The sequence below is a fragment of the Streptomyces cyaneofuscatus genome, from assembly GCF_033109485.1.
In the GTDB taxonomy this organism is placed as follows: domain Bacteria; phylum Actinomycetota; class Actinomycetes; order Streptomycetales; family Streptomycetaceae; genus Streptomyces; species Streptomyces cyaneofuscatus.
On the sequence record NZ_CP137002.1, the window covers coordinates 6,531,751 to 6,551,399 of the forward strand.

General features: G+C 71.5%; 16 protein-coding genes and 1 pseudogene. 10 read left to right on the forward strand and 7 right to left on the reverse strand.

The genetic code is table 11. The features are described from left to right. The first annotated feature begins 43 nt into the window (after positions 1-43). The gene (locus R2B67_RS28740; RefSeq protein ID WP_030567974.1) at positions 44-406 is read left to right on the forward strand and encodes a cupin domain-containing protein; all 363 of its coding nucleotides are present in this window, start codon (positions 44-46) and stop codon (positions 404-406) included. 91 nt (positions 407-497) lie between these two features. Here R2B67_RS28740 and R2B67_RS28745 read toward each other — a convergent pair whose 3' ends face one another. From R2B67_RS28745 to R2B67_RS28755, 3 genes are all read right to left on the reverse strand, one after another. Continuing rightward, positions 498-1,778: an MFS transporter gene (locus R2B67_RS28745; protein ID WP_381075198.1), complete on the reverse strand. Its 1,281-nt coding sequence runs from the start codon at positions 1,776-1,778 to the stop codon at positions 498-500. A 236-nt stretch (positions 1,779-2,014) separates the two neighbouring features. Beyond that, positions 2,015-2,581 carry a methylated-DNA--[protein]-cysteine S-methyltransferase gene (locus tag R2B67_RS28750; protein WP_026241499.1) on the reverse strand — a complete coding sequence of 189 codons (567 nt, stop codon included), beginning with the start codon at positions 2,579-2,581 and terminating at the stop codon, positions 2,015-2,017. Positions 2,582-2,670: 89 nt separating this feature from the next. Next, on the reverse strand, positions 2,671-3,561 hold the full coding sequence (locus tag R2B67_RS28755; protein WP_317822109.1) for a glycerophosphodiester phosphodiesterase family protein: 891 nt from the start codon (positions 3,559-3,561) through the stop codon (positions 2,671-2,673). A 248-nt stretch (positions 3,562-3,809) separates the two neighbouring features. Here R2B67_RS28755 and R2B67_RS28760 point away from each other — a divergent pair. The 5 genes and pseudogenes from R2B67_RS28760 to R2B67_RS28780 form a co-directional block, all read left to right on the forward strand. Continuing rightward, positions 3,810-4,454, forward strand: a pseudogene (locus R2B67_RS28760) (MHYT domain-containing protein); the annotation flags it as partial. A 47-nt stretch (positions 4,455-4,501) separates the two neighbouring features. Next, positions 4,502-6,628: an excinuclease ABC subunit UvrB gene (gene uvrB / locus R2B67_RS28765; protein WP_317822112.1), complete on the forward strand. Its 2,127-nt coding sequence runs from the start codon at positions 4,502-4,504 to the stop codon at positions 6,626-6,628. A gap of 159 nt (positions 6,629-6,787) precedes the next feature. After that, positions 6,788-7,366, forward strand: coding sequence for a TerD family protein (locus R2B67_RS28770; RefSeq protein ID WP_018512128.1), 579 nt, complete (start codon positions 6,788-6,790; stop codon positions 7,364-7,366). A 112-nt stretch (positions 7,367-7,478) separates the two neighbouring features. Beyond that, complete coding sequence (locus tag R2B67_RS28775; RefSeq protein WP_317822114.1) at positions 7,479-9,428, forward strand: TerD family protein; 1,950 nt, start codon at positions 7,479-7,481, stop codon at positions 9,426-9,428. 242 nt (positions 9,429-9,670) lie between these two features. After that, entirely contained in the window at positions 9,671-10,690 is a 1,020-nt protein-coding gene (locus R2B67_RS28780) for a TerC family protein (protein ID WP_317822116.1), read from the forward strand. 110 nt (positions 10,691-10,800) lie between these two features. On the opposite strand, the gene R2B67_RS28785 is transcribed toward R2B67_RS28780, so the two are convergent. Genes R2B67_RS28785 through R2B67_RS28795 form a run of 3 tightly spaced genes read right to left on the reverse strand, consistent with a single transcriptional unit; the run spans position 10,801 to position 13,038 of the window. Then, a complete protein-coding gene (locus R2B67_RS28785; protein WP_317822118.1) occupies positions 10,801-11,583 on the reverse strand; it encodes an alpha/beta fold hydrolase in 783 nt (260 codons plus the stop codon). 55 nt (positions 11,584-11,638) lie between these two features. After that, entirely contained in the window at positions 11,639-12,295 is a 657-nt protein-coding gene (locus tag R2B67_RS28790; protein WP_317822119.1) for an MBL fold metallo-hydrolase, read from the reverse strand. Positions 12,296-12,348: 53 nt separating this feature from the next. Next, the gene (locus R2B67_RS28795) at positions 12,349-13,038 is read right to left on the reverse strand and encodes a maleylpyruvate isomerase family mycothiol-dependent enzyme (RefSeq protein ID WP_317822121.1); all 690 of its coding nucleotides are present in this window, start codon (positions 13,036-13,038) and stop codon (positions 12,349-12,351) included. A 178-nt stretch (positions 13,039-13,216) separates the two neighbouring features. Here R2B67_RS28795 and uvrA point away from each other — a divergent pair, with 178 nt between their 5' ends. Together uvrA and R2B67_RS28805 are read left to right on the forward strand one after the other, a co-directional pair. Next, positions 13,217-16,276: an excinuclease ABC subunit UvrA gene (gene uvrA, locus R2B67_RS28800; RefSeq protein ID WP_317822123.1), complete on the forward strand. Its 3,060-nt coding sequence runs from the start codon at positions 13,217-13,219 to the stop codon at positions 16,274-16,276. 210 nt (positions 16,277-16,486) lie between these two features. After that, a complete protein-coding gene (locus R2B67_RS28805) occupies positions 16,487-16,915 on the forward strand; it encodes a Rieske (2Fe-2S) protein (protein WP_018512135.1) in 429 nt (142 codons plus the stop codon). A 53-nt stretch (positions 16,916-16,968) separates the two neighbouring features. Here the strand turns inward: R2B67_RS28805 and R2B67_RS28810 are convergent, their stop codons facing one another. Next, positions 16,969-17,904, reverse strand: coding sequence for a hypothetical protein (locus R2B67_RS28810; RefSeq protein ID WP_317822125.1), 936 nt, complete (start codon positions 17,902-17,904; stop codon positions 16,969-16,971). Between the two features lie 226 nt (positions 17,905-18,130). Here R2B67_RS28810 and R2B67_RS28815 point away from each other — a divergent pair, with 226 nt between their 5' ends. Next, positions 18,131-18,733: a papain-like cysteine protease family protein gene (locus tag R2B67_RS28815; protein ID WP_317822127.1), complete on the forward strand. Its 603-nt coding sequence runs from the start codon at positions 18,131-18,133 to the stop codon at positions 18,731-18,733. A 4-nt stretch (positions 18,734-18,737) separates the two neighbouring features. Beyond that, complete coding sequence (locus R2B67_RS28820) at positions 18,738-19,616, forward strand: hypothetical protein (protein ID WP_317822129.1); 879 nt, start codon at positions 18,738-18,740, stop codon at positions 19,614-19,616. Positions 19,617-19,649 lie beyond the last annotated feature (33 nt).

Below are 19,649 nucleotides of genomic sequence, written 5' to 3' on the forward strand. Positions count from 1 at the left end.
CTGGTGGCGGGTCGGCCGGAAGTGGTCGCTAAGGTGACCGGCCATGACGACAAATGACCAGGCCGCCGCCTCCTTCGCCGTGCACATCCCGGACGCCGAGCTCGAACCGGAGCCGCTGGATCCGGCACAGATCGTCTCGGGCGAGCCCGTGGTGACGGGCAAGGTGCTGTGGGAGTCCGCCGACGGCAAGCAGGTGCGCGGGATCTGGCAGATCACGCCGGGAGTGGTGACCGACACCGAGGCGAACGAGCTGTTCGTGGTCGTCAGCGGGCGGGCCACCGTGGCGGTCGAGGGCGGCGCGACGCTGGAGATCGGGCCGGGGGACGCCTGCGTCCTGCGCGAGGGTGACCGGACGACGTGGACGGTCCACGAGACGCTGCGCAAGGCGTACCACATCAGCCTCTGAGACTCGTGGGGCTGTAGGGCTTGGAGGGCTCGTGGGGCCTGCGGCGCCTGGGGACCTGTGGGACCTGTGAGTCCTGTGGGATCTACAGGCCTCAGGCTCCGGCGGTGGAAGGCTTCATGCTCCGCCGCAGGGCCAGCGCGGCCACCGGCAGCAGCAGCGCGGCACCGATCGCGTTCAGTGGGCCGTACCCCCACTGGGCGACGATCACCCCGGCCGTCGCTCCGCCGATGCCCGCCGCCGCGTTCATGGTCAGGTCCGACAGGCCTTGCACGGCCGCCCGGGCGTCCTGCGGTACGGAGTCGGTGAGCAGCGCCGAACCGGCGATCATCCCCGCCGACCAGCCGAGGCCGAGCACGAAGAGGCCCAGGGCGGTCTGGCCGTGCCGGGGCCCCGCGGTGCCCGCGAGCAGGGCTGCGCAGCTCAGCAGACCGACCGCGAGGCCGATCACCGAGAGCCTGCCGAAGCGGTCCGCCAGCCACCCCATCACCGGTGAGAACGCGTACATGCCCGCGATGTGGCCGCTGATGACCAGCCCGATCAGCTGGAGACCGGCGCCGTGCCCGCCCAGATGGACCGGGGTCATGACCATGATCGACACCATCGCGGTGTGGGACACGGTGACGGTCCCCAGGGCCAGCTTGGCCATCGGCGACTCCCGTACGGCCGCGACTCCGGCGCGCAGCGAGCGCTTCCCTTCTCCCTGCGGACTCCGCGGGGCCAGGGCGCGCGCCGTGAGCAGCGGGTCCGGGCGCAGCAGCACGGCCACGGTCACCCCGGCGGCCAGGAAGGCGACCGCGGACCAGAGGTAGGGGCCCGCGGTCTCGGGCACCGGGCTCCCGCGGAACAGCCGGCCGGCCGGGGCCGCGATGTTGGGGCCCACCACCGAGCCGATCGTGGTGGCCCAGACGACGGTGGAGATCGCCCGGCCCCGCCGCTCCGGCCCGACCAGGTCGGCCGCCGCGAACCGGGCCTGGAGGTTGGCGGAGGACCCGGCGCCGAACGCGGCCATCCCGAGCAGCAGCAACGGGAAGCTGCGCGCCATCGTGCCGAGGACCACCAGGGCGCCGCCGAGCGCGCCGATCAGATAGGCCAGCACCAGGCCGGGGCGCCGGCCGCGCGAGGTCATCAGGGCGGCCAGCGGGAGCGACAGCAGCGCCGTACCGGCGACGGAGGCGGTCGGGGCCAGCCCGGACAGGGCCTCGGAGCCGGTCACCTCGGTGGCCAGCATCGGAGCCAGGGCGATGCCGATGGCCACCCCGAGGCCGCCGAGTATCTGGCTGACGACGAGCACGGCCGACGTCCGGCGCTGGAGGGCGGGCAGACCGGCGGCCGTGACCGGGGGTACGGCGGAGCGGGGGAGGGATGGTGTCACCGGCGCAGTGTGCCATCAGATGAACGGCATGTTGCACCCGTACGAGTGAACAGGCCACTTCCCTAGGGCCTGTCGTCAAACTGCCGCCTGCCGCGCGACGCCTGGCACGCACGCTCGCGGCGTTGCCGAAATGGCCAAGTAGCTCCGCTACGAGACCATTCCGGCGCCTTGCGATCGCACGCACCATGCGCCGCGCGGCCGCCCTTCGGGCGACGACGGCAGTTTGACGACAGGCCCTAGAACAGCGGCTGTGGCAGCACCCCCTCCAGCGCCAGCAGCTGCCGCTTGGTCTCCAGCCCGCCCCCGAACCCCCCGAGGCCGCCGTCGCTCTCCACCACACGGTGGCAGGGCACCACCACCGGCAGCGGGTTGGACCCCATGGCGGCCCCCACCGCCTGCGCCCCCTCCGGCCGGCCGACCCGCGCGGCCAGCTCCCCGTACCCGACGACCGTCCCGTACGGCACCCCGGACTCCAGCTCGCGGAGCACCTCGCGGTGGAAGCCGGCCGTCAGCGACCAGTCCAGCTCCAGGCCGAAGTCCTGCCGCTCCCCCGCGAAGTAGGCCGCGAGCCGGCGTATCGGCTCGGCGAGGCGCGGGGAGCCGGGCGCCTCCACCGGCTCCGTGCCGAGCCGGGTCCGCAGCTGGGCGAGCGCCGCGTCCCGCACGTCCGGGCGGGCGTGGAAGGCGACGCTCACCAGACCGGCGGGGGTCGCGGCGAGCAGCAGCGGCCCGATGGCGCTCTCGACGACGGACCACTCGACGGCCGGCTCCGCACCGGCCGCACCGGCCCCGTAGCTGTTCATGGAGTCCACGGTACGACCGGCCACTGACAACGCCGGTCCCGTCGGCGGAACCGGACGGGCCCGCCCCGCAACGATCCGGGCGCCCCCCGTCAGCGCGTGGCGTCGCGCACCACGTCCGGATAGTTGGTGATGATGCCGTCGACGCCGTAGCCGCGGACCTTCGCCGCGTTCGCCGCGTCGTTGACCGTCCAGGTGTTCACCCGCAGCCGCTTGCCGTGCGGGCCCTTGAGCCGCTGAACGGCCGCCACGTAGTCGGCGCCGATCGTGGTGTGCGAGGGGTTGATCTGATCGGTGAACGCCGCGTACGAGGGGAGGTCCGCCACCGCCGGGGTGCCCAGGAAGCCGGTGGTGATGTCGGGGCGCAGGGCGTGCACCTTCTTGACGCTGTCGGCGCCGAAGCTCTGGATGACCAGGCGGCCTCGCACGTGCGAGCGGTCCAGCCACCCTTCCCTGCCCAGCACGCGCAGGATGTCCCGCTCGATGCCCGGATAGGTCGCGGGGCTCTTGATCTCCAGGAGGAGCTTCTGCCGGTTGCGCTCCAGCCGGTTCACGAACTGGGTGAGCGTCGGCACCCGGGCCCCCGCGAACTGCTTCCCGAACCAGCTGCCCGCGTCCAGCTTCGCCACCTCGGCGGCGGTGAAGTCCTTGACCGCCCACGGGGCACGGCCGGGGAAGACCTCCTCGACGTTCGTCGTGCGCTTCAGGTCGGTGTCGTGCAGCACGACGAGCACGCCGTCCTTGGTGCGGTGGACATCGTTCTCCACCCACTCGATGCCGAGCGCCTTCGCGGCGTCCGCGGCGGCGAGCGTGTTCTCCGGCGCGTACCCCGACGCGCCCCGGTGAGCCACGACGACGGGGCTCACCTGCCGGTCCGGGGTCCGGGCGGCCGTCTCCTGCGGCGGGGCGACGGGCAGCAGCAGGGCGCCGCCGCCGAGGAGGGCCGCGGCGGCGGTGGAGGCGGTTGCGGTGCGTACGAACACGTGGACTCCCCGTATCGGAGGGTGCGGACACGACGAGACTGGCAGCGGCCCACCAACGCCGGGTGGGGCGGCGATGGCCACGGAATGAACGGAAATCCGCGCCCCCGGAGTGGTCCGAGAACACCCCGGGACGCACCCCGGGGGGCCAGGAGCACGGTCCTGTGCCGATAAAATGTGTTCCCTACATATGCCTGCAGGGCCCTGGGGGACCCCCCTCGAACCCGGGCTTTCTCGAAGGGCGTGACGGCGTGCGCGGAACGGTTGAGGGATTCACCCACGGTCCGGTGATCCCGGTCCTGGCTTTCCTCGCGGCCTGTGTGGGGGCCGCTCTCGGACTCCGCTGCGGCATCAGGTCCCTGCGCACGCACCGCTCCTTCAAGACCGGCCGGCTGGCGCTCGGTGCGCTGTCCATCGGCTGCGGGATCTGGACCATGCACTACGTGGCGATGACGGGCTTCACCGTCGTGGAGGCACCGCTCTCGCACGACAAGCCCCACACCTTCGCCGCCCTGGCCGTGGCCGTGGTGATGGCCGGCGTCGGCCTCTTCATTGTCGGGTACCGGGGCGCGACCCGCATGGCGTTGATCACCGGCGGCACCCTCACCGGCCTCGGCATCGCCTCCACGCACTACCTCGGCATGGCGGGCATCCGCTTCCGGGGGCACTTCACGTACGAGACACCCCTCGTCGTCCTCTCGGTCCTGATAGCCGCGATCGCCGCCACCGCCGCACTGCGGGCCGCCCTCTCCGCCCGGGTCCTCTTCTCCGGCCTGGGCGCGGGCGTCATGATGGCCGTCGCGGTGACCGGGATGCACTACACCGGCATGGCCGCGCTCGGCGTGCACCTGCATCCGACCGCCCCCGGCCCCACCTCCGGCCACGTGTCCTCGGACTGAGCGCATCCGAGGCCGTTGTCAGTGGGGGGCCGTACGGTGGTTCCATGCGGCCTGTTTCCCAGATCGAACGTTCGGTGGCGCCCTTCGAGGTCGTCAGTCCCTACCAGCCCAGCGGCGACCAGCCGGCGGCCATCGCCGAGCTGGAGCGGCGTATCCGCGCAGGTGAGAAGGATGTCGTCCTGCTCGGCGCGACCGGCACCGGCAAGTCGGCGACCACCGCCTGGATGATCGAGAAGCTGCAGCGCCCCACCCTGGTGATGGCGCCGAACAAGACACTCGCCGCCCAGCTGGCCAACGAGTTCCGCGAGCTCCTGCCGAACAACGCGGTGGAGTATTTCGTCTCGTACTACGACTACTACCAGCCCGAGGCGTACGTCCCGCAGTCGGACACCTACATCGAGAAGGACTCCTCGATCAACGAGGAGGTCGAGCGGCTGCGCCACTCGGCGACGAACTCGCTGCTGACCCGGCGCGACGTCGTCGTGGTCGCCTCCGTCTCCTGCATCTACGGCCTCGGTACGCCCCAGGAGTACGTGGACCGCATGGTCCAGCTCAAGGTCGGCGAGGAGATCGACCGCGACCAGCTGCTCCGCCGGTTCGTCGAGATGCAGTACGCGCGCAACGACCTCGCGTTCACCCGGGGCACCTTCCGGGTCCGCGGCGACACCATCGAGATCTTCCCGGTCTACGAGGAGCTCGCCGTCCGCATCGAGATGTTCGGCGACGAGATCGAGGCCCTCTCCACCCTGCACCCGCTGACCGGCGAGGTCATCAGCGAGGACCGGGCCCTGCACGTCTTCCCCGCCAGCCATTACGTGGCCGGACCCGAGCGGCTCCAGAAGGCCGTCCGGGGCATCGAGGAGGAGCTCGAAGCCCGCCTGGCCGAGCTGGAGAAGCAGGGCAAGATGCTGGAGGCCCAGCGGCTGCGCATGCGCACCACGTACGACATCGAGATGCTCCACCAGATCGGCAGCTGCTCCGGCGTCGAGAACTACTCGATGCACTTCGACGAGCGGTCCCCCGGCACCGCCCCCAACACCCTCCTCGACTACTTCCCCGAGGACTTCCTGCTCGTCCTCGACGAGTCGCACGTCACCGTGCCGCAGATCGGCGCGATGTACGAGGGTGACGCCTCCCGCAAGCGGACCCTCGTCGACCACGGCTTCCGGCTGCCGTCCGCGATGGACAACCGCCCGCTGAAGTGGGAGGAGTTCCTGAAGCGGATCGACCAGACCGTCTACCTCTCCGCCACCCCGGGGAAGTACGAGCTCTCGCGCGGCGACGGCTTCGTCGAGCAGATCATCCGCCCCACCGGCCTGGTCGACCCCGAGATCGTCGTCAAGCCCACCGAGGGCCAGATCGACGACCTGGTGCACGAGATCCGCAAGCGCACCGAGCGCGACGAGCGGGTCCTGGTCACCACCCTCACCAAGAAGATGTCGGAGGACCTCACCGACTACTTCCTGGAGCTCGGCATCCAGGTCAGGTATCTGCACAGCGACGTCGACACCCTGCGCCGCATCGAGCTGCTGCGCGAGCTGCGCTCCGGCGAGTACGACGTCCTGGTCGGCATCAACCTGCTGCGTGAGGGCCTCGACCTCCCCGAGGTGTCCCTCGTGGCCATCCTCGACGCCGACAAGCAGGGCTTCCTGCGCTCGGGCACCTCGCTCATCCAGACCATCGGCCGCGCCGCCCGTAACGTGTCCGGCCAGGTCCATATGTACGCGGACAAGGTCACCCCGGCGATGGAGCAGGCCATCGACGAGACCAACCGCCGCCGCGAGAAGCAGATCGCCTACAACACCGAGCGCGGGCTCGACCCGCAGCCGCTGCGCAAGAAGATCAACGACATCGTCGCGACCATCGCCCGCGAGGAGATCGACACCGAGCAGCTCCTCGGCACCGGCTACCGCCAGGGCAAGGAGACCAAGACCCCGGTGCCGACGCTCGGGGTGAAGGCGACCAAGGGCGCGAAGGGCAAGGGAACGTCGGCCGGCGCGGTGGTCGGCGACCGTCCCGCGACCGAACTGGCCGGAATCATCGAGGAGATGACCGACCGGATGCGGGCCGCCGCCGCCGACCTCCAGTTCGAGGTGGCCGCCCGGCTGCGCGACGAGGTGGGCGAGCTCAAGAAGGAGCTGCGCCAGATGAAGGAGGCGGGCCTCGCCTGAGGCCCGGCACACCGGGCGTGCGGCGAGCACCGCACGCCCGGTGTGTTGCAAGACCGACACAAAAACGGACCGAACCTCCTACCGTCCCGGGGGGAATGCGTAGGGTGCGGGGAAACCGCACACGGACGGTTGCGGGGCAATGCCGAGAGGGGACAGCGCGTGACGGTCAACATGACCAAGGGTCAGGCCATCAACCTGCAGAAGAGCGACGGGGGGACCCTGACGGCGGTACGGATGGGGCTCGGCTGGCAGGCGGCTCCGCGCCGCGGTCTGTTCGGCTCGCGCACCCGGGAGATCGACCTGGACGCCTCGGCGGTGCTCTTCGCCGACAAGCAGCCCGTCGACGTCGTGTTCTTCCGTCACCTCGTCAGCGACGACGGCTCGGTCAAGCACACCGGGGACAACCTGGTCGGCGGCGCCGGCTCTGGCGGCGACGACGAGGCGATCCTCGTCGACCTCCAGCGCGTCCCGGTCCACATCGACCAGATCGTCTTCACGGTGAACTCCTTCACCGGGCAGACGTTCCAGGAGGTCCAGAACGCCTTCTGCCGCATCGTCGACGAGACCAACGGCCAGGAGCTCGCCCGGTACACGCTGGACGGCGGCGGCCAGTACACCGCCCAGATCATGGCGAAGGTGCACCGCGCGGGCAGCGGATGGAAGATGACGGCCCTCGGGAACCCGGCCAACGGCCGCACCTTCCAGGACCTGATGCCGTCCATCCTGCCCCACCTGTAGGCGGACCGGACCGGATCAGGCCGGCACCGGCACGTGCGGCTCCCGGAGGCACCCGCCTCCGGGAGCCGCACCGGGCGCGGGCACAGCACACATCGTCGAGGGGGACAGCGCAATGACGGCCGAACTGGTCCGGGGGCAGAACCACACCTTGCCCCAGACCCGTCTGGAGATCCGGGTATCGGCGGGCTCGCCCGTCGTGGCCGGCGCCACCCTCGGCGACGAGAACGGCGTGGTGCGCGGCGCCGAGTGGATCGCCCACCCCGGCTCGCCCCAGCTTCCCGGCCTCGAAGTCTCCCAGCAGGCCGCGGCCGGCCACCGCCTCGCCGTCGACCTGGAGGCCCTGCCCGAGACGGTGCACCGGGTCACCGTGCTGCTCGCCCTCCCGGTGGGCGTGGGCGGCCCGACCCGCTTCGGCGCCACCGCCGCGCCCTTCATCGCCGTCACCGGGCTCGACGGCACCGAGATCGCCACCTTCACCCTCACCGGCTTGGACGCCGAGTCGGCGGTCAGCGCCCTGGAGCTCTACCGCCGCCAGGGCGCCTGGAAGGTCCGGGCCGTCGGCCAGGGGTACGCGGCCGGCCTGGCCGAGATGCTCGCCGACCAAGGCCTGGCCGGAGCGGCGGAGCTGGCCGCGTCCATCCAGGAAGCGGTCGCCCGGTCCCTGGCCCGCTCGGTGGCCCCGCCGCCGCCCCGCACGCCCGAAGGCGACCGCGTACGGCAGGCCTCCGGGCCGTCGGACCCCGGCCCCGCGCCCGCCGCGCCCCCGGCAGCCACCCCCGTACAACCGGCGGCCGACCCCGGCACAGCCTCCGTCTCTGCCTCCGCCCCCACCCCCGGCGGCCCCATCAACTACGCGCACCCGCGCCGGCAGCACGCCGCCCCGCCGACGCCGCCGCCCACCGCGCCCCCCGCCCAGCCCGGGCAGGCCGCGCAGCCGGTCGCCGGGGACGCCACCGGCTGGTCGATGGACGAGCGGCTCTACAACCAGATCTGGGGCATGTTCGAGGACCTGGCACGGGCCGCCGCTGCCTACCGCAGCGCTGTGGACTTCGCCGAGTCCCGGATGGACCAGGAGCTCGACCGGTCCCTGTCCGACCCGCGCAACCGGATCGGCGGCGCGGGCGACCGCGCCCGCGAGGAGGCCCGCGCCAAGCGCGACGAGCTGACCGCCCGGGCCCGCGAGGTCCTCGACCGCGACCTCGCCCAGCTGGCCGCCGAAGCCGCCGTCGTCGAACCCGCGCTCCCCGCCGCGTACGCCGGCTGGGACAACCCTGTCTGGCACGCCCACCGCATCCCGATGGAGCTGCCGATGGCCCTGCGCCTCGGTGACCTCCATCTGCCCGAGCGCACCGGCCTGCGCATCCCGCTGCTCGTCCGGCTGCCGCTGGAGCGGGGGATATGGGTCGACAGCGGGCGTACGGCCTCCGAGGCCGCCGCGCTCATGGACAGCGACCGGCTGCGCCGCCTGGCGATGGAGACCGCCGTCCTGCACTCCGCCCGGCTGCTCGCGGTGTACCCGCCCGGTGAGTTCTCGGTGCACGTCATCGACCCGGCGGGTTCGGCGGCGGGGCCGCTGGCGCCGCTGGTCGACGCGGGCGTCCTCGCCGGCCCTCCGGCCGCCGGGCCCCAGGGGGTGGCCGCGGTCCTCGCCCATCTCACCCGCCGCGTGGACCTGGTGCAGATGGCGGTGCGGGCCGGGGCGGCCGACTCGCTCCCGCCCGACCTGGACACCGGCGAGCAGCTCCTGGTGGTCAACGACTTCCCGCACGGCTTCGACGACCGGGCCGTCACCCAGCTCCGCTACCTCGCCGACGAGGGCCCCGCGGTCGGCGTGCATCTGCTGATGGTGGCGGACCGCGAAGATGCGAGTGCGTACGGACCGGTGCTCGACCCTCTGTGGCGTTCGCTGCTGCGGATCACCCCGGTCGCCGACAACCACCTCGCCGACCCCTGGGTCGGTCACGCCTGGACCTATGAGCCGCCGGTGACGCCACCGGGCAGCCGCGTCCTGGAGCAGGTCCTCGCGGCGGTCACGGCCGCCCGCAGAGCTGCCGGCCGCTGATCTTTCCATCCGCCCTGAACTGCACACTTGGTGAACTCTTTACCTTTTTCTTTACCTATCCTTGGCCGTGCCTGTACTGTTCGGTGCACGGAGGGGAGTACTCCTTACGCGACGTTCCCGTCAGTACGGACCGTGACCGGTCCCGGGGCGTCGGCCCGGCACGCATCCCGTGTGCCAGGGTGGAAGAGACCTCCGGCAGCGACGACGCTGATCAGTAGCCGTAGCGAACTGCCGGAGGCGCAGTGGACGTTTCATGGACCCTTTGGGCTGTGACCATCATTGGTCTGTCAGCCCTGATCGCCGTCGACTTCTTCATCGGGCGCAAGCCCCATGACGTGTCGACCAAGGAAGCCGGAATCTGGACGATCGTCTGGATCGCCCTGGCCGTCCTCTTCGGACTCGGCCTGCTGGTGTTCGGCAACAGCCAGTCATCCGGAGAGTTCTTCGCCGGATTCATCACCGAGAAGTCGCTGAGCGTCGACAACCTCTTCGTCTTCGTCCTGATCATGGCGAAGTTCTCGGTGCCCTCGCACCTCCAGCAGCGCGTGCTGCTCATCGGTGTGCTCATCGCCCTGGTGCTCCGGGCGATCTTCATCGCCGCCGGTGCCGCCGTGATCGCGAACTTCTCGTGGGTGTTCTACATCTTCGGCGCGTTCCTGATCTACACCGCCTGGAAGCTCATCCAGGAGGCCCGGGCCGGCGAGGAGGAAGAGGAGTTCGAGGAGAACCGTCTCCTCAAGTCGATCGAGAAGCGCTTCGGCGTCTCCGACCAGTACCACGGCACGAAGCTCTTCATCCAGAAGCACGGCAAGCGCGTCATGACGCCGCTGATGGTGGTCATGCTCGCCATCGGCACCACCGACGTCCTGTTCGCGCTGGACTCGATCCCGGCGATCTTCGGCCTGACCCAGGACCCGTACATCGTCTTCACGGCCAACGCGTTCGCGCTGATGGGCCTGCGCCAGCTGTACTTCCTCATCGGCGGTCTGCTGAAGAAGCTGGTCCACCTCAGCTACGGCCTGTCGGTGATCCTCGGCTTCATCGGCGTCAAGCTGGTGCTGCACGCCCTGCACGAGTCCGGGGTGCACGTGCCCGAGATCTCCATCCCGTTCTCCCTCACCGTCATCTGCGGCGTCCTGGTGGTCACCACGATCACCAGCCTGATCGCCAACAAGAAGCAGGAGGCGGCCGAGGCCGAGGCGGCGGCCAAGGCGAAGAGCATCGACGCGTCCGACGAGCAGCCGGAGAGCGTCAGCAGCTGACCCCGGGCCGCCCACGGCGGCACAGGGACCTCACCGGCAGCGGTCGGGGCTGGAACGGCGCAAGCCGTCCGCCCCGGCCGCTGTGCGTGTGCGCCGTCGGAGGCCTGTCGTCAGAGATCCGCGAGGAACGCACGGACAGCGGCGGAGAACCCCTCGGGATCGGTCTCATGGACCGTGTGACCCGTGGGCAGGTGGACCAGGCGGGTCTGCGGGCGGCGGTCCGCCATGGCCTGGGCGTGCCCGGGGGAGAGGGTGCCGCTGCGGACACCGTGGACGAGGAGGGCCGGGCACTCCGTGGCCAGCCAGTCGCCCCAGTGATCGCCCTGGAGCAGCCGCTGCGAGGCGACCATGTCCTCCGGACGGAAGGCCAGCCCCCAGCCGTCGTCGTACGAGTGGATCGCGTCGGCCAGATAGCGCGCGGACGCGCCCAGCCCCGCGACCAGGGCCTCGCGGTCCGGCGCCCGGCGGGGCCAGGAGAGGCAGAAGGACAGGTCGTCCTCCACGACGGCACCGATGTCCTCGATCACCAGCGCGCGAACTCTCTCCGGATGGTGGGCGGCGAGCTGATAGGCGTTGACGCCGCCCAGCGAGTGGCCGAGCACGACGACTGGGCCGAGGCCGAGATGGTCGAGGACGGCGAGGGCGTCCGCGAGATAGCCCCGGCGGCCGTAGTCGCCCGGGCGGTCCGACTCCCCGTGCCCCCGCTGGTCGGGCGCGATGACCCGCCAGTCGGGGGCCAGCTCCCGGGCCAGCCGGGCGAAGGTCCGCCCCTCCGAGAAGTGGCCGTGCAGGGCCAGCAGGGGCCGGCCGGCCCCGCCGAAGTCGAGGAAGGACAGCCGGCGCCCGTCGAGATCGAGATCGACGCGGGTCGCCTCGGGCACGGTGAAGGTCATGCCGGGACCCTAGTGTGCGGGTCTGACACAGCCCGCAGCACAAGGGTTCCGTCGGCTACCAGCCGCGCGCCCGCCACTCCGGCAGGTGCGGACGCTCGTCGCCGAGGGTCGTGTCGTTGCCGTGGCCCGGGTAGACCCAGGTCTCGTCCGGCAGCCGGTCGAACAGCTTCGTCTCGACGTCGTGCAGCAGGCTCGCGAACGCCTCGGGGTCCTCGTGCGTGTTGCCGACCCCGCCGGGGAAGAGGCAGTCCCCGGTGAACAGGTGCGGGGCCCCGTGCGGGTCGTCGTAGACCAGCGCGATGGAGCCGGGCGTGTGGCCGACCAGGTGGCGGGCGGTCAGCTCGACCCGGCCCACCGTGATCGTGTCGCCGTCCTCCACGGGCACGTCCGTGGCGACCGGGATGCCCTCGGCGTCGTACCGGCCCGCGTACGTCCGCGCGCCGGTGGCTGCCACGACCTCGGCCAGCGCCTGCCAGTGGTCGCCGTGCCGGTGGGTGGTGACGACGGAGGCGATACCGTCGTCACCGATCAGCGCCGTCAGGGTGGCGGGCTCGGCCGCCGCGTCGATCAGGAGCTGCTCGCCGGTGGCCCGGCAGCGCAGCAGATAGGCGTTGTTGTTCATGGCGCCGACGGCGACCTTGGAGATCATCAGGTCCGTCAGTTCGTGCACGCTCGCCGGTCCGCCGACCTTCACCGCTCCGCTGTACGTCATACGGCTCACCCTAATCCGTGTGACGTACGGCGGGGACGGAGTCCGGACAGCCGCTACAGCGGTGGCAGCTCCGGCAGCGCGCCCCCGGCCACGGTCAGCGCCGAGCCGTCGCGGCGGCCGGCCAGCCAGCCGAGGAGATCGGCGGCCGTACCCCGCACGGACACGGCCGGACCGTCCGACCCGCCGCCCGTGGTCCAGGTGCGGCCGTCCTCGGCGGTCACCGTGGTGGCGGGAACGTCCGGGTGGCCGCTGAAGCGGTCGGTGAGGAAGGCGATCTCCCGCTCCGTGAAGTCCGCCGGCAAGTCCTCCAGCTCGTAGCCCGCGTCCAGGTCGACGTGGTGGAGCTCCAGCTCGATCAGCCGGCGGAAGGGGACGCGGGACGCGGAATCCGTCACGCCGTTGCGCAGGGTGACCGTACGGGACCAGTCGGCCGGTTCGTCGGCCGCCGCCCGCAGGCGGTCCGCGCTCTCCCGGAAATCGGCCAGCTGCTCGTCCAGGGGACGCGAGGCGCCGGCCTCGATGTCGGCGTCCCGCATTTCGCTGCTCGCGTACATCGGCAGACCTCGGAGAACATTTCCGATCGCGTCGGCGTTACGTGACAAGTGGGTCAGGACATGGCCCCGACTCCATCCGGGCAGCCGTGAGGGCTCGGCGAGTGCGGCGTCATCCCACTTACCCGCTTCGTTGAGCAGCCGTTCGGTCGCTTCGCGTACAGCTCCCAGGTCATGCGCATGATCCATCATGCGGCCGAGCCTAGCTCCGCCACCCATTCGGGTGAAGGTGTCAGAGCGCGACCGTAAATCGAATGTGCGTGCTATACGCTCGGAGGAGACAAAGCTTCCCACATCGCTGTGGCGCCCCCCATAACCTGGAACGGGGGCTCAGTTCCCCCCGTTTCTCTCTAGAAAGGTGCGGACCGGCGTGGCCGACCGTCTCATCGTCCGTGGCGCGCGCGAGCACAACCTGAAGAACGTCTCGCTCGATCTCCCCCGTGACTCCCTCATCGTCTTCACCGGGCTCTCCGGGTCGGGCAAGTCGTCCCTCGCGTTCGACACGATCTTCGCCGAGGGCCAGCGGCGCTATGTGGAGTCCCTCTCCTCGTACGCCCGGCAGTTCCTCGGCCAGATGGACAAGCCGGACGTCGATTTCATCGAGGGCCTCTCGCCCGCCGTCTCCATCGACCAGAAGTCGACCTCGCGCAACCCGCGCTCCACGGTCGGCACCATCACGGAGGTCTACGACTACCTCCGGCTGCTCTTCGCCCGGATCGGCAAGCCGCACTGCCCCGAGTGCGGGCGTCCCATCGCCCGTCAGTCGCCGCAGGCCATCGTGGACAAGGTCCTCGGCCTGCCCGAGGGCAGCCGCTTCCAGGTGCTCTCGCCACTGGTGCGCGAGCGCAAGGGCGAGTTCGTCGACCTCTTCGCCGACCTCCAGACCAAGGGGTACAGCCGCGCCCGGGTCGACGGCACCACCATCCAGCTCTCCGAGCCGCCCACGCTCAAGAAGCAGGAGAAGCACACCATCGAGGTGGTCATCGACCGCCTCACCGTCAAGGACAGCGCCAAGCGCCGGCTCACCGACTCGGTGGAGACCGCGCTCGGCCTCTCCGGCGGCATGGTCGTCCTTGACTTCGTCGACCTCCCCGAGGACGACCCCGAGCGCGAGCGCATGTATTCGGAGCACCTGTACTGCGCGTACGACGATCTCTCCTTCGAGGAGCTGGAGCCGCGCTCCTTCTCCTTCAACTCGCCCTTCGGCGCCTGCCCCGACTGCACGGGCATCGGTACGCGGATGGAGGTCGACCCGGAGCTGATCGTTCCGGACGAGGAGAAGTCGCTCGACGAGGGCGCCATCCACCCCTGGTCGCACGGCCACACCAAGGAGTACTTCGGCCGGCTGATCGGCGCGCTCGCCAAGGCGCTCGGCTTCCGCACGGACATCCCCTGGGCCGGACTGCCGCAGCGCGCCAAGAAGGCCCTGCTGTACGGCCACAAGATCCAGACCGAGGTCCGCTACCGTAACCGGTACGGGCGCGAGCGCGCCTACACCACGCCCGCCTTCGAAGGCGCGGTCCAGTTCGTCAAGCGGCGCCACACCGAGGCCGAGAGCGACTCCAGCCGGGAGCGCTTCGAGGGCTACATGCGCGAGGTGCCCTGCCCCACCTGTGAGGGCACCCGGCTCAAGCCGATCGTCCTCGCGGTGACGGTGATGGAGAAGTCCATCGCCGAGGTCTCCGCGATGTCGATCAGCGAGTGCGCCGAGTTCCTGGGCCGCCTCAAGCTGAACGCCCGCGACAAGAAGATCGCCGAGCGGGTCCTCAAGGAGGTCAACGAGCGGCTGAAGTTCCTGGTCGACGTCGGTCTGGACTACCTCTCGCTGAACCGCGCGGCCGGCACGCTCTCCGGCGGCGAGGCCCAGCGCATCCGGCTCGCCACCCAGATCGGCTCCGGACTGGTCGGCGTGCTGTACGTCCTGGACGAGCCGTCCATCGGGCTGCACCAGCGCGACAACCACCGCCTGATCGAGACCCTGGTCCGGCTCCGTGACATGGGCAACACGCTCATCGTCGTCGAGCACGACGAGGACACCATCAAGGTCGCCGACTGGGTCGTCGACATCGGCCCCGGCGCCGGTGAGCACGGCGGCAAGGTCGTCCACTCCGGTTCGCTCAAGGAGCTGCTGACCAACAAGGAGTCGGTCACCGGCCAGTATCTGTCCGGCAAGCGGTCCATCCCGACGCCGGACATCCGCCGCCCGGTCGACCCGGCCCGCAGCCTCACGGTGCACGGTGCCCGCGAGAACAACCTGCACGACATCGACGTCTCCTTCCCGCTCGGCGTGCTCACGGCGGTCACCGGTGTCTCCGGGTCCGGGAAGTCGACCCTGGTCAACGACATCCTCTACACCCACCTGGCCCGCGAGCTGAACGGCGCCAAGTCCGTCCCGGGCCGCCACACCCGGGTCGACGGCGACGACCTCGTCGACAAGGTGGTCCACGTCGACCAGTCGCCGATCGGCCGGACGCCCCGGTCCAACCCGGCGACGTACACCGGGGTCTTCGACCACGTCCGCAAGCTGTTCGCCGAGACGATGGAGGCGAAGGTACGTGGCTATCTGCCGGGCCGCTTCTCCTTCAACGTCAAGGGCGGCCGCTGCGAGAACTGCTCCGGCGACGGCACGATCAAGATCGAGATGAACTTCCTGCCCGACGTGTACGTCCCGTGCGAGGTCTGCCACGGTGCGCGCTACAACCGGGAGACCCTGGAGGTCCACTACAAGGGCAAGTCCATCGCCGAGGTGCTGGACATGCCGATCGAGGAGGGCCTGGAGTTCTTCGAGGCCGTCCCGGCGATCGCCCGCCACCTCCGGACACTCAACGACGTGGGTCTCGGATACGTCCGGCTCGGCCAGTCCGCGCCGACCCTCTCGGGCGGTGAGGCGCAGCGCGTCAAGCTGGCGAGCGAGCTCCAGAAGCGCTCCACCGGCCGCACGGTCTACGTCCTGGACGAGCCGACCACCGGTCTCCACTTCGAGGACATCAGCAAGCTGATCACCGTCCTCTCCGGCCTGGTCGACAAGGGCAACTCGGTGATCGTCATCGAGCACAACCTGGACGTCATCAAGACCGCCGACTGGGTCATCGACATGGGCCCCGAAGGGGGCAACGGCGGCGGACTGGTCGTCGCCGAGGGCACGCCCGAGGAGGTCGCCTCGGTCCCCGCCAGCCACACCGGGAAGTTCCTCCAGGGCATCCTGGACGCGGACCGGATCAGCGAGGCCGCGGTGCCGTCGGGACGGGGGACGGCTCGTAAGACCGCCGCCCGGAAGACCACCACGGCGAAGAAGGCCACGGCGGCCGGTGCGAAGAAGACCACCGCCACCAAGGCCACGGCGGCCAAGAAGGCGACGGGGGCCAAGAAGGCCACCGCCACCACCAAGGCCGCCCCCGCGAAGAAGGCGGCGCGCGCCCGCAAGGCGTGAGCCGACGGCTGTGGCCCCCTCCCCGCCCGGGAGGGGGCCACAGCCATGACCGGGGGCCAGCGCCGTGACCGGAGGCCACCGCAGTGACCGGGCCCGGCCGCAGGCCGTCCGTTCCCCGCCGGTATCGTCGGTTCCGTCACCGGCGGCAACAGCCTTCGCCGCCTCCCGGCGACACCCGCCCCACCCCGAACACCGATCCGTGGAGTCCGCATGCCCGGCCTGCCCGCCGCCCGCCGTACCGTGCTGAAGGGCGCCGCGCTCGCCGGTGCCGCCGGGCTGGGAGCGGCCGCCTGCTCCACCGAGTCCAAGCTCGGCCACGCCAAGTCGCCCACCCCCACCGCCCCCGTCGCGCTCGGCGAGGCCTCCGAGGTGCCCGTCGGCGGCGCCAAGCTCTACCGCGAGCAGCGCCTCGTCGTGAGCTGCCCGGCCAAGGGCGAGTACAAGGCGTTCAGCGCCCAGTGCACCCACGGCGGCTGCGTCCTGAGCAAGCTCGAAGGCACCGAGGGCCACTGCGCCTGCCACGGCAGCCGCTTCGACACGACCACCGGCGAGGTCGTCCAGGGCCCGGCCACCGTGCCGCTGCCCGCCGTCCCGGTCACCGCCGAGGGCGGAAAGCTCGTCGCGGGCCCCGGCGCCTGACCCGCCGCACGACCCCGGCGCCTGACCGCCTCTCCGTAACGCGGACCGGGCGGTCAGGCCCAGTCCCAGTCGATGCCGACCAGCCCCGGCCGCACCCCCTCCTCCACCACATGAACCGTCCGGTGGAGCCCGGTCAGCGTCAGGTCTCTGCGGGCGGCCCGCGCCGCACCGGCCGAGGCCTGCTCGAACCGGCGGCACCGCACCGGCAGCGCCCCCTCGTCGAAGCCGATCTGGAGCACGTACTGCCCGCCGCCGAAGGTGAAGCCGCGCACGTACTCGTCGCTCGCCCCGCCCGTACCGTCCTCGAACCCGTAGCCGAACACGTACGTCTCGCCCGACCGCAGCCGGGTGTCGAAGAGCAGCTCCGCCACCAGCACCCCCGCCTCCGCGTCCCAGCGCACCCGCCCGGTCCGGCAGTTCTCTCCCGCCCGTACGGCGATCCGCGCCGGATCGCACCCCGGATCGCCCCGGTGGATCGCCAGATAGCGGTCGACCCCGTCCCGGTGCGCCCGTACGACATGGAGCGAGGTGCGGCCCGCCAGCTCGCGCCGCGCCCCGATCCGTACCCGCTCCTGGTGGTCCACCGTGTGCAGCCCGCCGTCCACCGGTGACTCCATCGCCGCCAGCAGCCGTTCCACCGCGCCCGAGGACTCCAGCAGCGAGCGGTACGAGCGCGCCGCCGGGCGCTCCCCGTCCGCGCCGCCGGCCCCTTCCGTCCGGTCCCGCAGCAGCCGCAGCAGCGAGTCGTCCGGCAGCGCGAGTACGTCCTCCAGTGCGCGGACGGCCCGCAGCGACTCCGGGCGGCGCGGTCGCCGTACGCCCTGCTGCCAGTAACTCAGGCTGGTCACACCGAGCTTGACGCCCCGGTGCGCCAGATGGTGCTGCACCCGGTGCAGCGGCAGCCCGCGCACGGAGAGGGCGGTGCGCAGGGCCAGATGGAAGGGGCCGGTGTCCAGCACCCGGTCCAGTTCTCTCTCGGTGTGCCGCATAGGGGCCTCCGGTGAACGTTCACGTGGGGGAGAGGGGACACCGCCCCCGGGGGATGCGGGGGAGCAGGTGACGGGGCTGCGCCGTTCACATGGGCGCCGCGCCGTTCACACCGTGATGTCACTCCGCATTGAAGCGTGTTGACCTGTTCCGGACAACGGTCGATGCTCCTCATCAGCGTCCGGACGCGCTCCTCCGATCCCCGCCCCCCGCCTTGGGAGGAACGCCATGCGCAACCGAAGAATCCGTCCCCGAAGGCTGTCCTTCACCGCCCTCGCGGCCGCCGTCCTTCTCGCCGTCCCCGCGGCCACCGCCACCGCGGCCCAGTCGGACAGCGGTGTCTCCATCGCCGCCGCCCAGCGCCTCAACATCACCATGCAGGCGCAAGCGAAGACCAACTGGTGCTGGGCGGCCGGCGGCAACACCATCGCCGCCTGGTTCGGCCGCAGCTACTCCCAGAACCAGTTCTGCAACGCCTCCTTCAACCGATCCCAGAACACCGAGTGCCCCAACTCGCAGGCCACCCTCGGCAACGTCCAGACCGGCCTGTCCTGGACCGGCGTCCGGCCCGGCAGCTACGTCACCGGCTGGCTGCGCTACCCGACCGTCCAGGCCGAGATAGCCGCCCAGCGGCCCATCGAGACCCGCATCCAGTGGTCGTCCGGCGGCGGCCACATGCACGTCATCTACGGCTACGACGACGCCAACAGCTGGGTCTACTGGGGCGACCCGTGGCCCTCCAGCGACCGCTACAACTGGGCCTCGCACTCCTGGTACGTGAACAACAACCAGTTCTCCTGGACCCACTCGCTCTACCGGATCGGGGCGTGAGGACATGACCGCGACCACCCGGCGCCTCGCCGTCACCACCGCACTCGCCGCCACCGCCTTCCTCGCCGCCGCACCCGTCGCCGCCGCCGACGAACGGCCCGCCCCGCCGAAGCTGACCGCCGCCACGCTGGAAGCCGCCCACGAGGCCGCCTCCGCACCGGCCACCCTGGACACCCTGTCCCGGTTCTTCGCCCGGGAGGGCGCGGTGGCGCGTACGGCGGCCGCCCCGCGCATCGAGGCGAAGACCGTCCCCGTACGTACGCTCTCGGCCGCGTTCGTCGCCGGGAAGCCGGGGGCCGCGCCCAGCACCCTGGACTACCTCGCCGCCACCGCCGTCTCCTCCGACGGCCAGAAGGCCTCCCTGTGGACCGTCCCCGGGGCCGGTGCGAGCGGAGCGTGGCAGGTGGTGAACATCGCCACCGGCGACGATGAGGCCCGCTACACCGCGCGGGGGGCTCGCGCGCTCCCGGGCGGCACGGTCTTCCGGGAACCGCAGATCGACGCCTGGTACGTCCACGACGCCTCCCGGGTCCTCCCGCTGGACGAGGACGCGACGGCGGCCGTGGGTGCGAAGGGCACCACCCTGAACGCCTACCGGGCCCGGGTGAAGGAGGCGTACGGCGACAAGCTGCCCGGCTCCGGCTACGCGAAGTCCGGCAAGGCGGGAGGCTACGGACCCGGGGCGGCGGGCGCGGACACCGGACAGGCCCCCGCCCCCGGCCCCGCGCTCGCCGACGCGGCGGGCACGGGCACCCCGGACACCGCCCTGACCACGGTCTCCACGATGGCCGGAGCCGGGGCCCTGCTCGCCCTGGCGCTCGGCGGGGCCACCGCCGTACGCCACCGCCTCCGCACCCGGCGGAACCCCGCGCCGGACGCCTGAGCCAGGCGCTCCGGGGCCGCACGCCCCGGAGCG

Coding starts and splice junctions, on each gene's coding strand:
- R2B67_RS28740 (WP_030567974.1), top strand. CDS start 44: ATGACGACAAATGACCAGGCCGCCGCCTCCTTCGCCGTGCACATCCCG.
- R2B67_RS28750 (WP_026241499.1), bottom strand. CDS start 2,581: ATGAACAGCTACGGGGCCGGTGCGGCCGGTGCGGAGCCGGCCGTCGAG.
- uvrB (WP_317822112.1), top strand. CDS start 4,502: ATGCGGCCTGTTTCCCAGATCGAACGTTCGGTGGCGCCCTTCGAGGTC.
- R2B67_RS28775 (WP_317822114.1), top strand. CDS start 7,479: ATGACGGCCGAACTGGTCCGGGGGCAGAACCACACCTTGCCCCAGACC.
- R2B67_RS28785 (WP_317822118.1), bottom strand. CDS start 11,583: ATGACCTTCACCGTGCCCGAGGCGACCCGCGTCGATCTCGATCTCGAC.
- R2B67_RS28790 (WP_317822119.1), bottom strand. CDS start 12,295: ATGACGTACAGCGGAGCGGTGAAGGTCGGCGGACCGGCGAGCGTGCAC.
- R2B67_RS28795 (WP_317822121.1), bottom strand. CDS start 13,038: ATGATGGATCATGCGCATGACCTGGGAGCTGTACGCGAAGCGACCGAA.
- R2B67_RS28805 (WP_018512135.1), top strand. CDS start 16,487: ATGCCCGGCCTGCCCGCCGCCCGCCGTACCGTGCTGAAGGGCGCCGCG.
- R2B67_RS28810 (WP_317822125.1), bottom strand. CDS start 17,904: ATGCGGCACACCGAGAGAGAACTGGACCGGGTGCTGGACACCGGCCCC.
- R2B67_RS28815 (WP_317822127.1), top strand. CDS start 18,131: ATGCGCAACCGAAGAATCCGTCCCCGAAGGCTGTCCTTCACCGCCCTC.
- R2B67_RS28820 (WP_317822129.1), top strand. CDS start 18,738: ATGACCGCGACCACCCGGCGCCTCGCCGTCACCACCGCACTCGCCGCC.